This window comes from Acinetobacter guillouiae CIP 63.46, assembly GCF_000368145.1.
Lineage (GTDB): Bacteria > Pseudomonadota > Gammaproteobacteria > Pseudomonadales > Moraxellaceae > Acinetobacter > Acinetobacter guillouiae.
On record NZ_KB849282.1, the window covers coordinates 76302 to 93765 of the forward strand.

17 protein-coding genes and 1 pseudogene are annotated in these 17464 nt (G+C 37.2%); 8 read left to right on the forward strand and 10 right to left on the reverse strand.

Annotated elements, in window-relative coordinates; genetic code table 11:
- The first annotated feature begins 47 nt into the window (after nucleotides 1–47).
- A complete protein-coding gene (ptsP, locus tag F981_RS02570; protein ID WP_004718112.1) occupies nucleotides 48–2342 on the forward strand; it encodes a phosphoenolpyruvate--protein phosphotransferase in 2295 nt (764 codons plus the stop codon).
- A gap of 31 nt (nucleotides 2343–2373) precedes the next feature.
- On the opposite strand, the gene F981_RS02575 is transcribed toward ptsP, so the two are convergent.
- On the reverse strand, nucleotides 2374–2562 hold the full coding sequence (locus F981_RS02575) for a DUF7230 family protein (protein WP_004718115.1): 189 nt from the start codon (nucleotides 2560–2562) through the stop codon (nucleotides 2374–2376).
- Nucleotides 2563–2888: 326 nt separating this feature from the next.
- Here F981_RS02575 and F981_RS02580 point away from each other — a divergent pair, with 326 nt between their 5' ends.
- Both F981_RS02580 and F981_RS02585 read left to right on the forward strand, forming a co-directional pair.
- Nucleotides 2889–3914, forward strand: coding sequence for an OmpA family protein (locus F981_RS02580; RefSeq protein WP_004718116.1), 1026 nt, complete (start codon nucleotides 2889–2891; stop codon nucleotides 3912–3914).
- 430 nt (nucleotides 3915–4344) lie between these two features.
- A complete protein-coding gene (locus F981_RS02585) occupies nucleotides 4345–4539 on the forward strand; it encodes a hypothetical protein (protein WP_004718119.1) in 195 nt (64 codons plus the stop codon).
- Between the two features lie 213 nt (nucleotides 4540–4752).
- Here the strand turns inward: F981_RS02585 and F981_RS02590 are convergent, their stop codons facing one another.
- Entirely contained in the window at nucleotides 4753–6411 is a 1659-nt protein-coding gene (locus F981_RS02590) for an acyl-CoA dehydrogenase family protein (RefSeq protein ID WP_004718123.1), read from the reverse strand.
- Nucleotides 6412–6491: 80 nt separating this feature from the next.
- On the opposite strand from F981_RS02590, the gene F981_RS02595 reads away from it, so the two are divergent.
- Nucleotides 6492–7106 carry a TetR/AcrR family transcriptional regulator gene (locus tag F981_RS02595; RefSeq protein WP_004718124.1) on the forward strand — a complete coding sequence of 205 codons (615 nt, stop codon included), beginning with the start codon at nucleotides 6492–6494 and terminating at the stop codon, nucleotides 7104–7106.
- A 608-nt stretch (nucleotides 7107–7714) separates the two neighbouring features.
- Here F981_RS02595 and F981_RS02605 read toward each other — a convergent pair.
- The 4 genes and pseudogenes from F981_RS02605 to F981_RS02615 form a co-directional block, all read right to left on the reverse strand.
- Nucleotides 7715–8296 carry a hypothetical protein gene (locus F981_RS02605; RefSeq protein ID WP_004718129.1) on the reverse strand — a complete coding sequence of 194 codons (582 nt, stop codon included), beginning with the start codon at nucleotides 8294–8296 and terminating at the stop codon, nucleotides 7715–7717.
- 28 nt (nucleotides 8297–8324) lie between these two features.
- On the reverse strand, nucleotides 8325–9167 hold the full coding sequence (locus F981_RS24405) for a lysozyme (protein ID WP_409360504.1): 843 nt from the start codon (nucleotides 9165–9167) through the stop codon (nucleotides 8325–8327).
- Nucleotides 9168–9200: 33 nt separating this feature from the next.
- A pseudogene (locus F981_RS24135) lies at nucleotides 9201–9524 on the reverse strand (PAAR domain-containing protein); the annotation flags it as partial.
- Between the two features lie 18 nt (nucleotides 9525–9542).
- Nucleotides 9543–9974, reverse strand: a complete 432-nt coding sequence (locus tag F981_RS02615; RefSeq protein WP_004718133.1) for a PAAR domain-containing protein — start codon at nucleotides 9972–9974, stop codon at nucleotides 9543–9545.
- Between the two features lie 681 nt (nucleotides 9975–10655).
- Between F981_RS02615 and F981_RS02620 the strand changes: the two genes are divergently transcribed.
- From F981_RS02620 to F981_RS02630, 3 genes are all read left to right on the forward strand, one after another.
- A complete protein-coding gene (locus F981_RS02620) occupies nucleotides 10656–12176 on the forward strand; it encodes a catalase (protein ID WP_004718136.1) in 1521 nt (506 codons plus the stop codon).
- Between the two features lie 103 nt (nucleotides 12177–12279).
- Nucleotides 12280–12726 (forward strand): thiol-disulfide oxidoreductase DCC family protein, encoded by a 447-nt coding sequence (locus F981_RS02625; protein WP_004718138.1) that lies wholly within the window; start codon nucleotides 12280–12282, stop codon nucleotides 12724–12726.
- A complete protein-coding gene (locus F981_RS02630; RefSeq protein ID WP_004718140.1) occupies nucleotides 12713–13111 on the forward strand; it encodes a DoxX-like family protein in 399 nt (132 codons plus the stop codon). Before F981_RS02625 ends, F981_RS02630 begins: the two co-directional genes overlap by 14 nt.
- 2 nt (nucleotides 13112–13113) lie before the next feature.
- Here the strand turns inward: F981_RS02630 and F981_RS02635 are convergent, their stop codons facing one another.
- From F981_RS02635 to F981_RS02650, 4 genes are all read right to left on the reverse strand, one after another.
- Nucleotides 13114–13764: a hypothetical protein gene (locus tag F981_RS02635; protein WP_004718143.1), complete on the reverse strand. Its 651-nt coding sequence runs from the start codon at nucleotides 13762–13764 to the stop codon at nucleotides 13114–13116.
- Between the two features lie 63 nt (nucleotides 13765–13827).
- Entirely contained in the window at nucleotides 13828–14352 is a 525-nt protein-coding gene (locus F981_RS02640; protein ID WP_004718145.1) for a hypothetical protein, read from the reverse strand.
- Nucleotides 14353–14391: 39 nt separating this feature from the next.
- Nucleotides 14392–15522, reverse strand: a complete 1131-nt coding sequence (locus tag F981_RS02645) for an MBL fold metallo-hydrolase (protein WP_004718147.1) — start codon at nucleotides 15520–15522, stop codon at nucleotides 14392–14394.
- Between the two features lie 2 nt (nucleotides 15523–15524).
- Nucleotides 15525–16463 (reverse strand): cation diffusion facilitator family transporter, encoded by a 939-nt coding sequence (locus F981_RS02650; RefSeq protein ID WP_004718149.1) that lies wholly within the window; start codon nucleotides 16461–16463, stop codon nucleotides 15525–15527.
- Nucleotides 16464–16590: 127 nt separating this feature from the next.
- On the opposite strand from F981_RS02650, the gene F981_RS02655 reads away from it, so the two are divergent.
- Nucleotides 16591–17049 carry a GNAT family N-acetyltransferase gene (locus F981_RS02655; protein ID WP_004718150.1) on the forward strand — a complete coding sequence of 153 codons (459 nt, stop codon included), beginning with the start codon at nucleotides 16591–16593 and terminating at the stop codon, nucleotides 17047–17049.
- Nucleotides 17050–17464 lie beyond the last annotated feature (415 nt).

A 17464-nucleotide genomic window follows, 5' to 3' on the forward strand; every position in this document is an offset into this window, starting at 1 on the left:
CTGATGAAGTCGCTTTAAAACATAGCTTAAATTAGGAGCATACATCCATGTCGAACATGCAACTGGACACATTAAGACGTATTGTACAAGAGATCAATGCGTCAGTCAGTTTGCATGATTCTTTGGAAATCATGGTTAATCAAGTTTCCGAAGCCATGCATGTTGATGTTTGCTCTATTTACCTTTTAGATGAACGTAACCAACGTTATGTACTCATGGCAACCAAAGGCTTAAACCAAGAATCTGTAGGGACAGTTTCCTTACAACTTGGCGAGGGTTTGGTTGGTTTAGTGGGGCAACGTGAAGAGATTGTCAACTTAGACAATGCGTTTAAACATGAACGGTTTGCCTACTTCCCCGAGACAGGGGAAGAGATCTATAACTCGTTCCTTGGTGTGCCAGTCATGTATCGCCGCAAAGTGATGGGCGTGATGGTGGTTCAGAACACCGAACCTCAAGATTTTAGCGAGGCAGCAGAATCATTTCTGGTGACCTTATGTGCGCAACTCTCTGGGGTAATTGCTCATGCACATGCAGTGGGTAATATTGATGTTTTCCGTAAACCCAGCAATTCATCTAACTACAAGACCTTCCAAGGTTCATCTGGTGCAGGCGGCATTGCACTTGGGCGTGCCATCATCCTTTACCCTCCGGCAGATTTAGCTTCAGTCCCAGACCGTGATGCGGATGATATCAGTGAAGAACTTAAGCTTTTAGACCAAGCTATTGCGTCTGTACGCAATGAAATTCAATCGCTTGATGACAAAATGCAAGATTCGCTCATGGCGGAGGAACGTGCTTTATTTAGCGTGTTCTTACGTATGTTGGATGAAAATGCCCTACCTGCTGAAATTAAAGAAATTATTCGAGATGGAAGCTGGGCGCAAGGTGCAGTTAAAAATGTGATTGAACGCCATGTTGCGCTTTTTGCACAAATGGAAGATGACTATTTACGTGAACGTGTATCTGATTTAAAAGACTTGGGACGCCGAATCCTCGCAGCATTACAAGAAGGCGATACTAGCCATAAAGAGATCACCTCTGAAAGTATTTTAATTGGAGATGAGATCAGCACTGCTGCTTTGGTTGAGCTTCCTGTAGATAAAATCGCCGCGATTGTAACCTCTGAAGGGGCTGCCAACTCACACATGGTGATTGTCGCCCGTGCTCTCGGTATTCCAACTGTGGTGGGTGTTACTGAGCTGCCGGTAAATACGCTTGATGATGTTGAAATGATTGTCGATGCTTATCAAGGCCGGGTTTTTGTCAATCCACCACGTCGTTTACGTACACGTTATAAAGAGATCCAAAAAGAAGAAGAACAAATTGCCAAAGATTTAAAGCAATACGAAACCAAAGATGCCATTACACCTGATGGTGTTGCTGTAAAGCTGTATGTAAATACTGGTCTGATGATTGATGTGGTACGTGGGGTTCAACGTGGTGCAAAAGGCGTAGGGCTTTATCGTTCTGAAATTCCATTTATGCTGCGTGAACGCTTCCCGGGCGAAGAAGAACAGCGTGCGATTTATCGTCAACAGCTTAGTCACTTTGCCAACAAACCTGTGGTGATGCGTACACTTGATATTGGTGCGGATAAAGACCTGCCATATTTCCAAATTGAAGAAGAAAACTCAGCTTTAGGATGGCGTGGCATTCGTTTTACCCTCGATCACCCTGAAATCTTTTCCTCACAAATCCGAGCAATGTTAAAAGCCAGTATCGGCTTAAACAATCTGCATATTTTATTGCCAATGGTCACCAGTGTCAGTGAAGTAGAAGAAGCACTTTACCTACTGGAACGTGACTGGATTGCGGTTCAAGAAGAAGAGCAAGTTAACTTCGCCAAACCGAAAATCGGGATTATGGTTGAAGTACCGAGTGTGCTTTTACAAATTGGTGAATTTGCTGAATTGGTCGATTTCTTCTCAGTCGGTTCAAATGACTTGATTCAATATTTATTGGCAGTTGATCGTAATAATCCACGTGTATCCAGTGTTTATTCACACTTCCACCCTTCTGTACTTCGCGCTTTAACGCGTTTGGTTCAAGAATGTCATAAGTATGAAAAACCGATCAGTATTTGTGGAGAAATGGCAGGCGACCCACTCTCAGCTATCTTACTTATGGCAATGGGATTCAATACCTTGTCGATGAGTTCAAGTAATATTCTGCGTGTGCGTAAAGCGATTTGTCATGTATCAATGACAGATGCACAAAAGCTATTAGAAGAAGTGATTGCGATGAATAACCCACTCATGGTCAAGAGCTGGATGGAGTATTACTTTAAACATCATGGTTTGGCTGATATGGTGAAATCGAATCGTCTAGTCAATATTTAATTATTTATTTTTATTAGATTTTTATAATTATTTAAGCAAAAATTGCAGTCCACAAAAAAGGCCGATAATCATCAGAATATCGACCTTTTTTGTGTTTATCATAACCACGTTTTGCATTCTTTTTACGATCTACAAACACTTGGCTTTTGTTGACTTCATGCATGTGTTTGGCCACAAAGTTGTGAATCACAACCTCTGGCATTGCTTTTTTCTTTGCCATTTTCTTTACCTATTTTGCTGTATACCACTTGATCAGTGGGAATCTGATATTACGCTTTTTTGTGTAGAATACAAGTATTTGTATTGATCAAGTTTGTGACTATTTCCTATTGCACTCTTTTTACCTATTACATCAAGGTAAATTTGCAGATTTATCTCAAATTGATTTTAATCATCAGAAGATCATCTTTAATTTAATTAAAATTTTACAAATCAGCTTGAAAACTTCATGTAATTCATGAGTATTGTTATCTATAGTATTTAAAGAAATTTGAATATAAATATACTCAAAAAATATAGGGTAATGAGTTAGAACTGGAGGATCATGTGTTCAATCAAAAGAAATTATCGAGTTTTCTACTATTGTTGGTTATTCCTACACTTGGTTTAATCGCATGTAGTAAACCTGAGAAAGCGGAAGTCATAACAACTGAATCAAGTGCGAGTTCTGTACCATCTGAAATTGTGAAAACTGAATCTACAGAGAACACTTTTGATCTCTCCAAGATTCCAATTTCAAATATTACACTCGGTCAGTTTCCATATATTTCTTTGCCAAATGGCTATCAGTTTCACGAAGCAACCAGCGTAAATTTTGAGAAAATACCATTTTGGACAGGTCAACATATCGAAAATGTTGAAGGTCAATTATATAGTGCAGCCATTCAACAAAATGAAAATTATAAAGAAGGAAGTTTTTTAGAATTGCAACGTAATTTGGAAAATGTAATCCAGCAATTGGGTGGCAAACAAATTACCCAGAGTAAAATTCCTCAACAAGAATTAGAAAAGATCCCACAAAAATTCCAAGTCGATTATGTTGCAGGATTGGGAGATGTTTTTAATAACCCGACACAGACCTTTGTGATACGTCAAGCGAATAAAAATATTTGGTTCCAATTGACACAGACAGGGAATGGACATGCTGGCCTATTCGTCGCAGAAACTAAACCTGTTGAAATTACAGCTAAAGCATTAAGTTCAGACCAACTCAAAACAGCTTTGGATAAGGACAATAAAGTCAATATTGAGGTTAACTTTGCCACGGATCAAGCGAATATTTTGCCTGACTCTCAACCCCAAATTGAACAAGTCATTCAACTGCTAAAAAACAACCCTGAACTCAAATTGAGTATTAATGGTTATACAGATAATTCAGGTGATACCAAACATAATCAAACGCTTTCAGAACAACGTGCAAATGCTGTTGTTAAGGCTTTAACCAATAATACTGGAATTCAACAAAGCCGTTTAACAGCCAAAGGCTTGGGAGATACACACCCTATTGCGGATAATTCAACTGAAGACGGTAAAGCTTTAAATCGTAGAGTTGAGCTGATTAAATCTAATTAATTCTGTGAAATGCTGAGTTCAATGAACAAAGAAAACCCATTATAAATAAATGGGTTTTCTTTTAAAAATAGCTCACTCACTACATACACGATGTACTCAGTAAAACTCTATCTAGCAATCGTTTTACATCCACAGCTTGCACATCTAACATTTCAGCAACTCATCCATAAAACAGACTATAAGGTGTTTTAGTAAAAGCATCCGCTTGTAATCTACTGTTGATTCTTCCGCTCACAAACAATTTTTTATTAAAAGATAAAAACTGCGATAACAATAACTTATTTACTGAAATAAAAACTTAATTACAACAACTTTCAATAAAAAACAAAAATATTAAATATTTTCAACAATATAAATTTGCCGAATTCAAAAAATGCATATATATTGTATATACATTTTTTTGATTATCACCTTTGGGGATAAATACGTCATGGCTGAATTACCCAAAAAGACAAAGGTGAATAAAAAAGATGGGCAACTCTTAATTCGCATTAACAGTGCTGAGCGTGACCAGTTTTTACAACTCTGTGAAACGATGGATACCAGTGCAGCACGTGAGTTAAGAAAATTTATCCGTAGTTTTATCAAAAAACATCAGCCAACGGATACTCAAACTAAGGAGTAACATGATGTCTAAGCAAGTTAAATCTTTAAAACAGAAAATCAAAGCACGTTTGGAAAAAATATCCAAACACGAAGGTAAATTGAAAAAGCTCAAAAAAAAGCTTAAAAAACAAAAGTAATTTCGATTACACATCCTAAGCTTGAACTTTGATAAAAGTGGCTTAAAAAAAGCGGCATTATTTACATAATGCCGCTTTTTGCATTTTCGAAGGGATTAAGCTAAAGCTCTATCTAACAAGCGTTTTACATCTACAGCTTGTGCATCTAACATTCCGACCACGCGTCCATAAAACGCACTATAACGTGTTGCAATAAAAGCATCCGCAACAAAATCTGGTGCATGTTGTTTCAGCAAAATAGCTTGTGCCAAGATGACCAAACGACTGACTAAGCTACGTGCCATAAATTGCAATTCATCTGCTTGTAAGCCACTAAATAATTTAAATAAAGCTTGTAATTCATCTTGTAAAATTGAATCTTGAGATGCAACTTGTGCAAATGATTTAAATAAGACTTCAATTGATTCACGGTCACGTTGGATTGCACGTAATACATCCAAACACATCACATTACCAGAACCTTCCCAAATAGTATTTACAGGGGCTTCTTTAAAAATACGCGCCATGATTCCTGTATCGACATAACCATTGCCACCGAAGACTTCCATCATCTCACCCGTCAACTCCACAGTACGCTTACACACCCAGAACTTTGCTGCTGGTGTCATGATTCGTCTCCATGCCAGAGATAATTCACCATCACTCTCATAGCAATGCGCAAGATGAAAACTCAATTGCATGGCTGCTTCTGTTTCCAAGGCTAAATCCGCCAATACCGCTTGCATCAACGGTTGTTCCGCCAAATGTTTACCAAAGGCCTTACGCTGACGGGTATAGGCAATACATTGCACCAAAGCCTGACGTAACATCGCACTTGAACCGACTGAACAGGTCAAACGTGTATAGTTTGCCATTTCAATAATCGTGGGAATCCCGCGCCCAGCTTCACCGATCATAATGCCCCAAGCATTTTTAAATTCAACTTCTGAGCTTGAATTACTGCGATTACCCACTTTATCTTTAAGTCGTTGTACTTGAACCGGATTTTTTGTCCCATCTTCCAGCCAACGTGGTACAAAAAAGCAGGCCAATCCATCTTGTTCAGTTTTTGCCACGACTAAATGTGCATCACACATTGGTGCAGAAAAGAACCATTTATGCCCTGTCAGTAAATATGCTTGCCCACGTCCTGACTCAGCTACAGGAACAGCCCGTGTTTCGTTGGCACGCACATCTGACCCGCCCTGCTTTTCCGTCATCCCCATACCTAACCAAATTGATTTTTTCTGAGAAATCGGAATGTCACGTTCATCGTATTCAGTCGATAAGAGCTTTTCACCAACTTTTGCCCATAATTCAGGTTCATTTTGAATTAAGGGAATACTACCTAACGTCATAGAATTAGGGCATAGATTGCCACACTCAACTTGTCCACTCAGGAAAAATCGAGCCGCCCAATCGACCCATTTTGAACTTGATTGTGGATGATTAAATGGATGTGCGTGTGTGTCAAATTGTCGATTTAGCCGCATCCATTTATGCCATGCAGGATGAAATTCTAGAAAATCTTTACGGCGACCACGGGCATCAAAACTATGTAATTCTGGGGTATGACGATTGGCTAAATCGGCATATTCATAATATTCAGTAGAACCCGCAATCTGTGAGAATTCAGTTAGGCGTTGCTGATCTTGACTGCCATAACGTTGCAAAATTTCTTGTAAGACTTGATCTGTAGTCAATAAATTATAATTTTGCAGTTCGTCAAACTGATTGCTAATTTCATGTGTTTGCCAATTCTCTGCTGTGTTCATCCTGAATTCCTGTCTTGTTGTTTTTACCAATTGCATTCAGTATAGAAGAAAATACCTTCAAGGATGTTCGGATTATTTTTATGGCTTTACCTGCAATCAATGTGCGTCGTAAACCCCGCCAATCAAGGGCACGTATCACGCAGGAAGCGTTGATGGAAAGTTTTGTTCGGCTTTTACATGACCATCCTGCCAATAAAATTACCATTCGTGAAATTACCGATCTTGCTGGTGTGGGTTTAGGGACGTTCTATGAGTATTTTTCTAAAAAGGAAGATTTGATTGCTTTAACCATTCACCAACATGTAAAAAGCAATGCAGAAGTCTTAAAAAGTTATGCACAAAGCGTGTATGACTTATCCACAAAATCAGATTTTCAAAGCTATTTACAGCAAATCATTCATTTTCAACTTGAGCAAATTCAAGCACAACAATTTTTATGGGCCCAGTCTTTCTTGTTAGAACGACAGGTTTCCAGTATTGAAACATATCAAAAAAGTTATGCCATGATGGTAGAGATGTGGCAAAACATGCTGAAACCTTTTATTCAAGATGATGAACAACTCAAACAGATGAGTCTAAATGTACAACGAATTTGCTATGGTTTTGTCTCGCAGACATTGTTGATCGAGCCTGAGTTTAAGGATTGGAACGTTTTGGAGGCGGATATGGTTCAGCTGCTCATCGAGTTACTTTAATTTTACCAAACACCTAGCATGTTGGTTTTCAAATAATATCTTGCCTATGAAAGAACGTTTTCTTTAAAAACGTAATAAAATAGCTAAGCATCGTCTAAACTTATTAAAAAATGAAAGAACCAGAAAAAATTAGCAAAAAACCATCAAAACTTAGTCGTTTATCTTACTATTGCTCAATACTTAATATTTTCATTATTGCGGCAAGCATTTTTTATTCTATTTATATAGCAAGTCAGTCTTGTAAATTTACTCATATTTGTGAAAGACCACTATATGAACTTTTGTTTGTAAGTGCTGCTTTTCTCTGTACCTGTATTAGTTTAATCGGGCTTTCTCTCGCATACCTTAGTTCAAATACTGAGGAAAATGCAGATCTACATTACCGTAATTTAGGGATGGCATGGAATCGTAATATTTTATTTTTATCAATGCTTTATATTGCATTTATTGCGATAATGTTACTTACATAGACCTTATCGGTTGGGCTATTTTTCAGTGGAAATTATTTAAATAAACCAGTTGAATAAACTGTTATTTTTCATATATAACTCCAACTTAAGCAAAATTAAGGCACGGATTTTGGAATATAAGATAATTGAGTGAAGATCTTATTTGGCTTTTAACTTTAGAATTTCTTTTTTTAACTTAAAACTATCACCATTATTCACAGGTAAGGATTTTGTTAATGTTACTTGATATAAATCACGGGAAACTTTGATTATCTCTATAGATTGCACAGAAAAATCAGTTGGACATATCGCGCGTGAACCACTGGAGGCACATAAATTTAAAGGATTTTTATCAAATACTCTTTTGCCATTGATAGAAATAGACATAAGAGGATAATCTAGTAAGCCTAACATTCCCTGAGTATTGGCATTATAGAAGCCACTTTCAACAACTAATTTTATAGCCCCACATTGGTGTATAGATTTTTTGCTTCCTAATCGTGTAATGTTTCCCTCGAAATCTTCTTTACTAATCAATAATGAATCCACATCAATATTATATTCTTTAAAATCTTTTAAAAATGATCCTTGTTGTTCAGCAGAAAAATAGAAATTTGATTTTTTATCATTGCAATAATAATGGATTCTTCCATCACTAATGTATTGTAATTCTTCTGCATAGACATGAAGTGCCGTAAGATAGCATGCTATACATAGAAAAATTAATTTAATTTTACGCATATAAATTTCCGCAAAAAGTAGGTCTGAATTATTTCTTTTTTGGTGCATCATTGAGCATGATGTAGCCATTCTGTGCATTTACAAACATTCTAGCGTCCATATTTCTACGATTTTGAACTCCTCGAGACCACATCCTGTTTGATGTATTGAAATGGTTTCTTAAATATTTAGGTACTTCACTATATTTTCCACTATTTAGTAAATCAACTAAAGCAACCTTATTTGTGCCAGCAGGCTGTTTATTACCATTTTCATCGTATAAAGTTGATGCTGTACCAGACAATGCACCTTTTCCTCCATTAAAACAGAGGTCAATAATTGCATCCATTTCATATTGATGCAGAGGAACATTGACTATCTGGTTGAGAGTGTTGCCACCATTTAGACCAACATCTTCATCTTTCAGTTTAAGCATCTGTTCCATTGATAGTGGTTGTGGGTATTCACCACCAGCTTTAAATCGACCACTTTTTATTTCTGAGTCTTTAATTTTATGCCCAATTCCAATTGTATTATTCCCACCTTCAGGAGAGGGATATTCTCTTGGTATAGCCCCTTCAGCTTTAATCATAGCTTGTCGTAATGTGTCTGATATCTTCCAAGGCTTTTTTAATCTATTTGTTTTTCCTTCAGTTATTGCATTCGATGTTAAGTTGCTCTTAGCCGTTGCAATTAATACGTTACCGTGATCATTTGCATTGTTTAAATTATTGCCAATATAGACCTTAATAACTTTTTCACCATTAGTTTGTATGGGATCTGTGCATCCCTTATCATCAGTCGTCCCTATTTTAGATATACCATCAACTTCATATGTGTAAGGCATTTTAGTTAGAGGTTTATTTTGACCATCTTTAAGAAGAAAGATCATGTTATAACTACCAGCTACTAAGTTATTAGTTAAATTTTGTTGAGAGTTAGTAGGCTGAAAATTAGAGGCAAGGGAACGTAAACTAGAACCCTGACTATCCCCCACAACATGATCCTGCTTTGGTAAAATTTTTGCCCCACAAGTGAGTTGATCACCAACATAAGCAACAGCTTTACCATCAAAAATAATATGATCGTGACTTTTAATAATTTTCGACCAACACTTACATTTAGGACAAAAATGCCCATCACCAGCAACTAAAAACAAGCTCCCCATTTGAGAAGCGCTCATTTGAGTTGCCCTAATAATTCCACCATGATCAGTCATAGAGTGATCTATCGCAAAACCTTTAGCCATGATTTTCCCCTTTAGAAATTAATCATGATTCAAAAAGTCTTTAGGAATTGCTCGATCAGCATATAAACGGAATACAAAACTTGATTGTAGACTTTCGATAATTTCATCACCATTTTCCAAACGGCTTCCAACAAGCGCTACCTCAAAACCTTCGATTTTCCCTTCCTCACCAGCGCCTGAAATGATTTTAGAGCGTGAACCATCTTGATAAATAGCTTCATCCCCTACTGCCGCAATAAGGTGGCCTTCTGCTTTCACTCGTTGATTAATGCTTGCTTTAACTAACCCACCATTTTTAGTTTTGGAGCCATGTGTTGCTGCTAAAAAATTCTTATGAGGTTGTTTATTTATAAATTCTTGTTCAGCCAATATACGCTGTTGAATTTCCTCAGTAGACAATTTCAATATTTCATCTTGAGAAAGTTGAGATAAAAAAAGCTTATGATTCATGGTTATACTCCATACTTATCTTGTTGTTTGTTTTATAAAAAAGAAAATAGTTGAACCATATTTCGAATGATAAAATTGAGAATATTTGGCACATAAATTCTTGTTTTAGTAAAAAGCCTCTAACCTTGCAACTTAGAGAGGGAGGCATTTAATTTTTAGATACATATGTTTATATTAGTAAAAATAGTTAAATAAAATTTAACATACACTGTAGAAAATAAACACAATACAGTTTATACGAAATTTAATAAAAAACTAGATCTATCTACTCAAAACTTTCTATATAGGCTTTCAGTGTCGTAAAAATGCGCTCAAGCGGTTTTATATAAAATCACTTAACTTCACACCACGCAAAGTTCTGATCCCTATTAATCGTCAAAACAAATCAATAATAATATTTTTATCAATTTCACAAATATAAAAAATCACTCTAAAGTAAAGTTATCGCTTTAAAACATTGCTTGCTCTTCCTTAAACAACAGTATTTTAAAGCAGATAGAGACCGGTAAGTTGTTTCTAAAAATAAATGACAAATCATTTATTTTTAGATCAATTAGATTTAACAATTGTTCACTATATTGGTTTTTCAATTACGGTTAATGTCATGTAATAGCGAATATTCTTTATCTATTCCATCTATTCAAAAATGAATACATGATTAATTAAAAATGGAGAAATAGAATGAGCCAAGACTCAAAAAAATGTCCTGTAACCCACCTGACAACGGCTTTTGGTGCACCTGTTGTAGACAACCAAAATAGTTTAACGGCAGGCGCACGTGGTCCTCTACTGGCACAAGATTTATGGTTAAACGAGAAACTGGCCAACTTTGTACGCGAGGTGATTCCTGAGCGCAGAATGCATGCAAAAGGTTCAGGTGCTTTTGGTACATTTACCGTAACTCACGATATTACCCAGTACACACGCGCTAAAATCTTCTCACAGATTGGCAAACAAACAGAAATGTTTGCACGCTTCACCACTGTAGCTGGTGAACGTGGTGCAGCAGATGCAGAACGCGATATTCGAGGCTTTGCACTTAAGTTCTATACCGAAGAAGGTAACTGGGATCTCGTTGGAAACAACACTCCCGTCTTTTTCATGCGTGATCCACGTAAATTCCCAGATTTAAATAAAGCCGTAAAACGCGACCCTAAAACCAATCTACGTAGTGCAACCAACAACTGGGATTTTTGGACGTTATTACCTGAAGCTTTGCATCAGGTGACAATTGTAATGTCTGATCGTGGTATTCCAAAAAGCTTCCGCCATATGCATGGTTTTGGTAGTCATACGTACAGCTTTATCAATGCAAACAATGAACGTTTTTGGGTCAAATTTCATTTCCGCACCCAACAAGGCATTGAAAATTTAACCGATGCTGAAGCGGAAGCGGTTGTTGCTAAAGACCGTGAAAGTAACCAACGTGATTTATTTGATTCGATTGAAAATGGTAACTTCCCAAAATGGAAGCTCCAAATTCAAGTCATGCCTGAAACAGATGCAGAAAAAGTCCCTTACCATCCATTTGACCTGACCAAAGTTTGGCCTCATGCAGATTATCCACTGATTGATGTGGGTGAGTTTGAGCTGAATAAAAATCCTGAAAACTTCTTCCTTGATGTAGAGCAATCGGCTTTCGCACCAAGTAACTTAGTTCCAGGTATCAGTGTTTCACCTGACCGTATGTTGCAAGCGCGATTATTTAACTATGCCGATGCTCAACGCTACCGTTTGGGTGTGAATTATCAACAAATTCCTGTCAATGCTGCACGTTGCCCTGTTCATTCTAATCACCGTGATGGTCAAGGCCGTGTCGATGCAAACTATGGCGGTTTACCACACTACGAACCGAATAGTTTTAGCCAATGGCAGGAACAAGCTCAGTTTAAAGAACCACCATTAAAAATCAGTGGTGATGCAGATTATTGGGATTTCCGCCAAGATGATTCGGATTATTTCAGCCAACCACGTGCTTTATTCAATTTAATGAATGATACGCAAAAACAAGCACTGTTTGATAATACGGCGGGTGCGATGGGTGATGCACTTGATTTTATTAAGTATCGTCATATCCGTAACTGTTATGCATGTGACCCCGCCTATGGTGAAGGCGTGGCAAAAGCCTTGGGCTTAACTGTTGCAGATGCACAAGCTGCACGCGATAGCGATCCTGGCAAAGGTCATCCTGGTTTTCAATAAGCCTAGCTCAATATAAAGTCATTCAATAGAAACCGCCTTCGGGCGGTTTTTTATTTTGTGTAAATACACTATATTGAAGAAACTCCCAATCGTGAGTAAAGCCATGCAACAGAAAATTGAAGCGATAATTCAACAACATGACATCATTTTATTTGATGAAATCTGTGTGTTATGTAATGGCTGGGCAAAGTTTTTAATCAAATATGATACACAGGCACAATTTAAATTAACTTCAGTACAATCACCTTTAGGGCAAGACATCTTAAGACATTACCAAATGCCCACTGAGCAATTTGAGAGCATGTTGGTGATTAAAAATGGGCAAGCCTATAGTGAATCCACTGCATTTTTAAAAGTGATTGAAAGCTTAGGACGACCCTTTTCATATTTAAAAATGGGTTATGGGATACCCAAATTTATCCGAGATTTTCTATACCGCCGAGTCGCTTTAAATCGCTATCGTTTATTTGGTACAACTAAACAGTGTTTACTACCTTCATCTGAAAATAAAAAACATTTCTTGGAACATAGCATTGATGCAAAATTTTAAAGCACTTCAGAATGCCCTATTGACCATTCATATTTCACTGGCTGTCTTATGGTTCTATCAGGGGCTCATCCCTAAAATCATATATAAAGTCATCGAAGAGCAACAATTTTGGCAATTTACAGGGATTCAATTGTTGCCCATTCCTAGACTTATTGAACTCTCAGGATTTGGAGAAATCATATTTGGTGGATTATTTCTTATTTTTAGACAATCAAAGCTTCTGCATTATTTCAATATCATCGCGATGCTGTTGTTTTTACTGGTTGTAGCGATTGTTTATCCACACTATTTTGCGCAGGGTTTTAATCCTTTCATCATGAATACTGCAATGGCTGCACTGTCTATTGTCGCAATTCAACTTCTCAATACTCAAAAAGCCGAATAAACTTACATTCGCACATTTGTACCAAACTGCTCTTTCCATCCTTTGGTTTCAGTGGCAATTTGCTTGGCAAGTTTGCTTTTCACTTCTTGAATTAAGCGCGCCCGTTCCTGTCCATGCACAAATCGACCTTTATAATCACTTTGCATGGTTTGAATATATTCATTCAGTGCACGTTGTTGTTGCTTGGTTTTTGGAGCGGTATGCAAAAATTGAAGGTATTCCTCATCTGGGTTTGTGCTAAGCGGATCACCCAAAATATCTTCAACATATAGTACAGCACTGACTAATTTCACTTTACCCTTTGCATCCACAGTATAGGTTTGTTTACGCACACCATAAGGATAGGTCCAGAGCCCCTGCCGATCACCTGAAGCCCAATAGCTATAAAAAATAATCTTGTTATCTTTGACCTCATAATCACCCAATTCAATCTGGAGAATACTGCAGTCACCCGTGGTTGAATAAATTGTATGCGTGAGCAGCTTTTGATTATTTCGATATAATTCAATATCTTTACGCAAAAAGTCGGCTTCATCTTCATTCATCACTGTTTTCAACTCAAAATTATTTTGATTAATTTGTATATTTTGAGTCTCAGCAAAAGCTGTACTGGATAATGCCAGTAACATCAATAAAGTTTGGATTATTTTCATTATTCGTCTCCCTTGATTTTTCAATCAGGAATCAACACTATTTTTAGTTTGGGTAAATACCCCCTAATCCTGACACAGCTTTTGCAAAACTGGAAGTATTTCACCAGCCTGACTAAAAGGTTGTGTTTGACGATAATGCTCGACCTTTTTAACCAGTTTATAATTTTTATCGTCCTGACTTTTAAACTGCTCAAGTCGTGTAAATGTCCGATCCTTACACAATACTTGATAATAATTAATCGTGTATTGTCTTTTTGGGTTCACACTTTTAACCCAAGCTTGAATAAGTTGATTACCATCAGATATTGTGGTGATACTTTCAAAAAATTGAGTATTTGAATTTTGATGAATTAATTTCCATTCATCACCCGTTTCCAAATCATATTTTTCATTGAGAGGTTTAATACTCTCTGTATCATCTGCTGCTGGACTATCTTCGGCTGTTGCCATAGTCATTTGATCTCCATCAGCACAAGGCGCATCTGAAACACAATCCGCCCTAGCCGCTTGAGTTAGGTCTATAGATTTTGCAGCGACTGAAGTCATCACCAAACAAAATAACAAAGTACTGGATAAGATTTTTATCATTTTTAGTGTTCTCAATTTTTATGGCTCAATAAGGGCCCACTACACCACCAATTTACGACCTTCACGGATACAGTAGAATGGATTAACCATTTTTGATGAATTCTTCATGGCCTTTTGTAAATCCTGCTCAGGCTGTTCCCGCGCTTCATCCGTCAATTGGAAAGTACGGTAATGAATTGCCAAAGAGCGTTTGGCTTGTAAATCTAAATGCGCCTGAAAAGCATCTTGTGGATTCATGTGCATATATTTCATTAACGCTCTTGGTTCATAGGCACCGATTGGCAATAACGCAATTCGCGGTGAGCCTAAACGTTTTTGAATTTCTTTAAAATGCGGTGAATACCCCGTATCGCCAGCAAAGAAGAAATGACCATGTTGCGATACCACAGAAAAACCACCCCACAATGCAATATTCTGATCACGTAAACCACGACCCGAACCATGCTGTGCAGGGGTATAAATAATTTTTAAGTTTTTAAATAATGCAGATTGCCACCAGTCCATCTCAATCACATGGAACTCTTTAGGCAAGTAACAGGCATTGCCCAAACCTGTATAGATTGGCATAGCAAATTTGTTGTGTAGCCATCTTAAAGAGGCTAAATCCATATGGTCATAGTGATTATGACTGAGTAAAACTGCATGAATCTCGGGCAATTGCTCTAAAGCAATTCCAGCAGGAATCACACGTTTTGGTCCACGCCCATGTTTCGGACTAACATAATCGGCCCAAACAGGATCAGTTAAAAAGTTATATGGACCAATTTGAACCAGTACAGTCGCATGACTCACAAACCAGATTTGCCAATCATGCTCATCAGCATCTGGTCGATTCTGAGGTAATACACGTTTTGCCGCATAGAATTCTGATGATTCTTTTTGAGTATCCACATTCCAAGTATATGATTTTCGGGTACCCAGCCATTTCATCAAATCCCAACGGCTACGCCCTTGTGGTTTACGTATTTCATTAAAGAACCGTTCACCATTATGCTGATTTGAACCAATCACACTAAATACAGGTTTATACCATGTATGTGACAGACAATTTTCAGTATCAATTCGATAATGCAATTGTTGAACTTGCTGAGATGGAACAGTCTTATTTTGCATTGTGTTGTCTTGTACCGTTGTATCTTCAAGACGGACCATTGGCTCTTGTTTCGACATGATTACTCTAAACGCCCTTTCATTCTTTCAAGCCATACTTGCTGTGTTTGTGGCTTCACGAATAATGCCACGATTTCGGGATGAATACTTTTAATCTTTGCTTCAATTATGTTCACACAGGCTTCGATATCATCTGAAGTTAAACTATCTTTAAACTCTAAGCTTAAAGAAGCAATCACCTGATGTGCACCCATTTGTTCAGTCAGTACGCCATTTGCTGAATACACGGCAGGATCTTCCTGAGCAATTTTCAATACATTATGACGTAGTTTTGGATCTGCTGTTTCACCCATCAACAACCCTTTGGTTTCCCTTGCCAAAAGCAGGGCTGAGATGGCTAAGACAACCCCAATCAGCACTGAAGCCACACCATCTAAAACGGGTAAATCAAACTGCTGGGCACAAAATATTCCCAGCAATGCAATGATTAAGCCAATTAAAGCTGCTGAGTCTTCAAATAAAACTGTAAAGGTTGTCGGATCTTTACTGCGACGAAAGGCTTCAAAATATCCCATTTGACCTTTGGTCTTTTTAAATGTTTTCAACGCAATAAACCATGAAGTACCTTCACAAAGCAGTGCAAACCCGAGTACTACATAGTTGACCAATGGGGATTGTATAACTTCTGGATGACGAATATGTTGAATACCCTGATAAATTGAAACCACAGCACCTAAAGCAAAAACCAACAATGCGACAATAAAGGCCCAGAAATATAACTCTCGCCCATAACCAAAGGGATGATGATAATTTGCAGGCTGCTGTGATTTTTTTAAACCATACAGCAATAAGATTTCATTTAAAGTGTCTACGACAGAATGGACCGCCTCACTGAGCATTGCCGAACTATTTGTAATATAAGCCGCAACAAACTTAACCAGAGCAATGGCTAAATTGCCCAAAAGTGCTGCATATACAACAATTTTGTTGGAATCTGACATTTATTGTCCTGTTTTTTATCATCAAATACATCAATTTGATTTTTATATCTGTCCTGCTTCATATTAGCGAAACTATCTGTGATTTTTCTTTATTTTTTGTTGCTTTTCACAATTGAGTGAATCTTTTATGGAACCCAATTTAACCAATATTCTAAATACTCCGTCGCAGTCTCATCCACAATTATTAAAAATTTGGGAAGCTTCTGTACGTGCGACTCATGACTTTTTAAACGAACAGCATATCTTACAAATTAAAACGCTCATCATTCAGCATCATTATTTTGATCATGTGCAGTTGTTTCATGTGGAACGTGAAGGTCAAATCGTTGGGTTTATGGGACTGGCTTATCAAAAGATTGAAATGTTATTTATTGACCCTAAATTTTTTGATCAAGGCATTGGTTCCATGCTCATTCAAAAAGCCCTTGAGTTAGGTGCGCATGAGGTAGATGTCAACGAACAAAATATTCGTGCTTTGGAGTTCTATAAGAAACATAACTTCCAACAAATTGCGCGTTCGGAACTTGATGCTGAAGGTAATCCATTTCCAATTTTGCATTTGAAACTAAAGAAGCCTTCCGTCTAAGTATTTTGAGATAGAGCGATATCAAAAACATCATCATAAACACCCTGATCAAGCTGACTATCCATGATGACGAAACCGACCTTGTGCCCTATCTGCAAGTCGGTTTTAGTAATCCTCAGCATGATCATGTTTATCAGACAGATTGCAACAACTTAAACCAATGCAATCAAACACTTTTCAAGTGTTCATTCATATAAATTTGGATCACTATAGATTGATGACGAGATACATCAATTAAAACATCGATATCAATTTTTCTATTCCTGAAAGTAAGCTTATGACAAGTAAGGGCTATAGATAAATTGATGCAACTTTGTACAGATGATGGCTTCCAGGTTAGGGCTTAGCGAAATATTTTTTGTTTTAATTAAGATATTTTATCAATTATTCGCCATGTTATTTTCTATATTAAAAT

Excerpts from the sequence above, each read along its gene's own strand:
- F981_RS02575 (WP_004718115.1), bottom strand. The coding sequence starts at position 2,562 with ATGGCAAAGAAAAAAGCAATGCCAGAGGTTGTGATTCACAACTTTGTG.
- F981_RS02615 (WP_004718133.1), bottom strand. The coding sequence starts at position 9,974 with ATGAATCATAAGCTTTTTTTATCTCAACTTTCTCAAGATGAAATATTG.
- F981_RS02650 (WP_004718149.1), bottom strand. The coding sequence starts at position 16,463 with ATGTCAGATTCCAACAAAATTGTTGTATATGCAGCACTTTTGGGCAAT.
- ptsP (WP_004718112.1), top strand. The coding sequence starts at position 48 with ATGTCGAACATGCAACTGGACACATTAAGACGTATTGTACAAGAGATC.
- F981_RS02590 (WP_004718123.1), bottom strand. The coding sequence starts at position 6,411 with ATGAACACAGCAGAGAATTGGCAAACACATGAAATTAGCAATCAGTTT.
- F981_RS02645 (WP_004718147.1), bottom strand. The coding sequence starts at position 15,522 with ATGTCGAAACAAGAGCCAATGGTCCGTCTTGAAGATACAACGGTACAA.
- F981_RS02630 (WP_004718140.1), top strand. The coding sequence starts at position 12,713 with ATGCAAAATTTTAAAGCACTTCAGAATGCCCTATTGACCATTCATATT.
- F981_RS02605 (WP_004718129.1), bottom strand. The coding sequence starts at position 8,296 with ATGCGTAAAATTAAATTAATTTTTCTATGTATAGCATGCTATCTTACG.
- F981_RS02585 (WP_004718119.1), top strand. The coding sequence starts at position 4,345 with ATGGCTGAATTACCCAAAAAGACAAAGGTGAATAAAAAAGATGGGCAA.
- F981_RS02620 (WP_004718136.1), top strand. The coding sequence starts at position 10,656 with ATGAGCCAAGACTCAAAAAAATGTCCTGTAACCCACCTGACAACGGCT.
- F981_RS02640 (WP_004718145.1), bottom strand. The coding sequence starts at position 14,352 with ATGATAAAAATCTTATCCAGTACTTTGTTATTTTGTTTGGTGATGACT.
- F981_RS02655 (WP_004718150.1), top strand. The coding sequence starts at position 16,591 with ATGGAACCCAATTTAACCAATATTCTAAATACTCCGTCGCAGTCTCAT.
- F981_RS02625 (WP_004718138.1), top strand. The coding sequence starts at position 12,280 with ATGCAACAGAAAATTGAAGCGATAATTCAACAACATGACATCATTTTA.
- F981_RS02595 (WP_004718124.1), top strand. The coding sequence starts at position 6,492 with ATGGCTTTACCTGCAATCAATGTGCGTCGTAAACCCCGCCAATCAAGG.
- F981_RS02635 (WP_004718143.1), bottom strand. The coding sequence starts at position 13,764 with ATGAAAATAATCCAAACTTTATTGATGTTACTGGCATTATCCAGTACA.
- F981_RS24405 (WP_409360504.1), bottom strand. The coding sequence starts at position 9,167 with ATGATCTTTCTTCTTAAAGATGGTCAAAATAAACCTCTAACTAAAATG.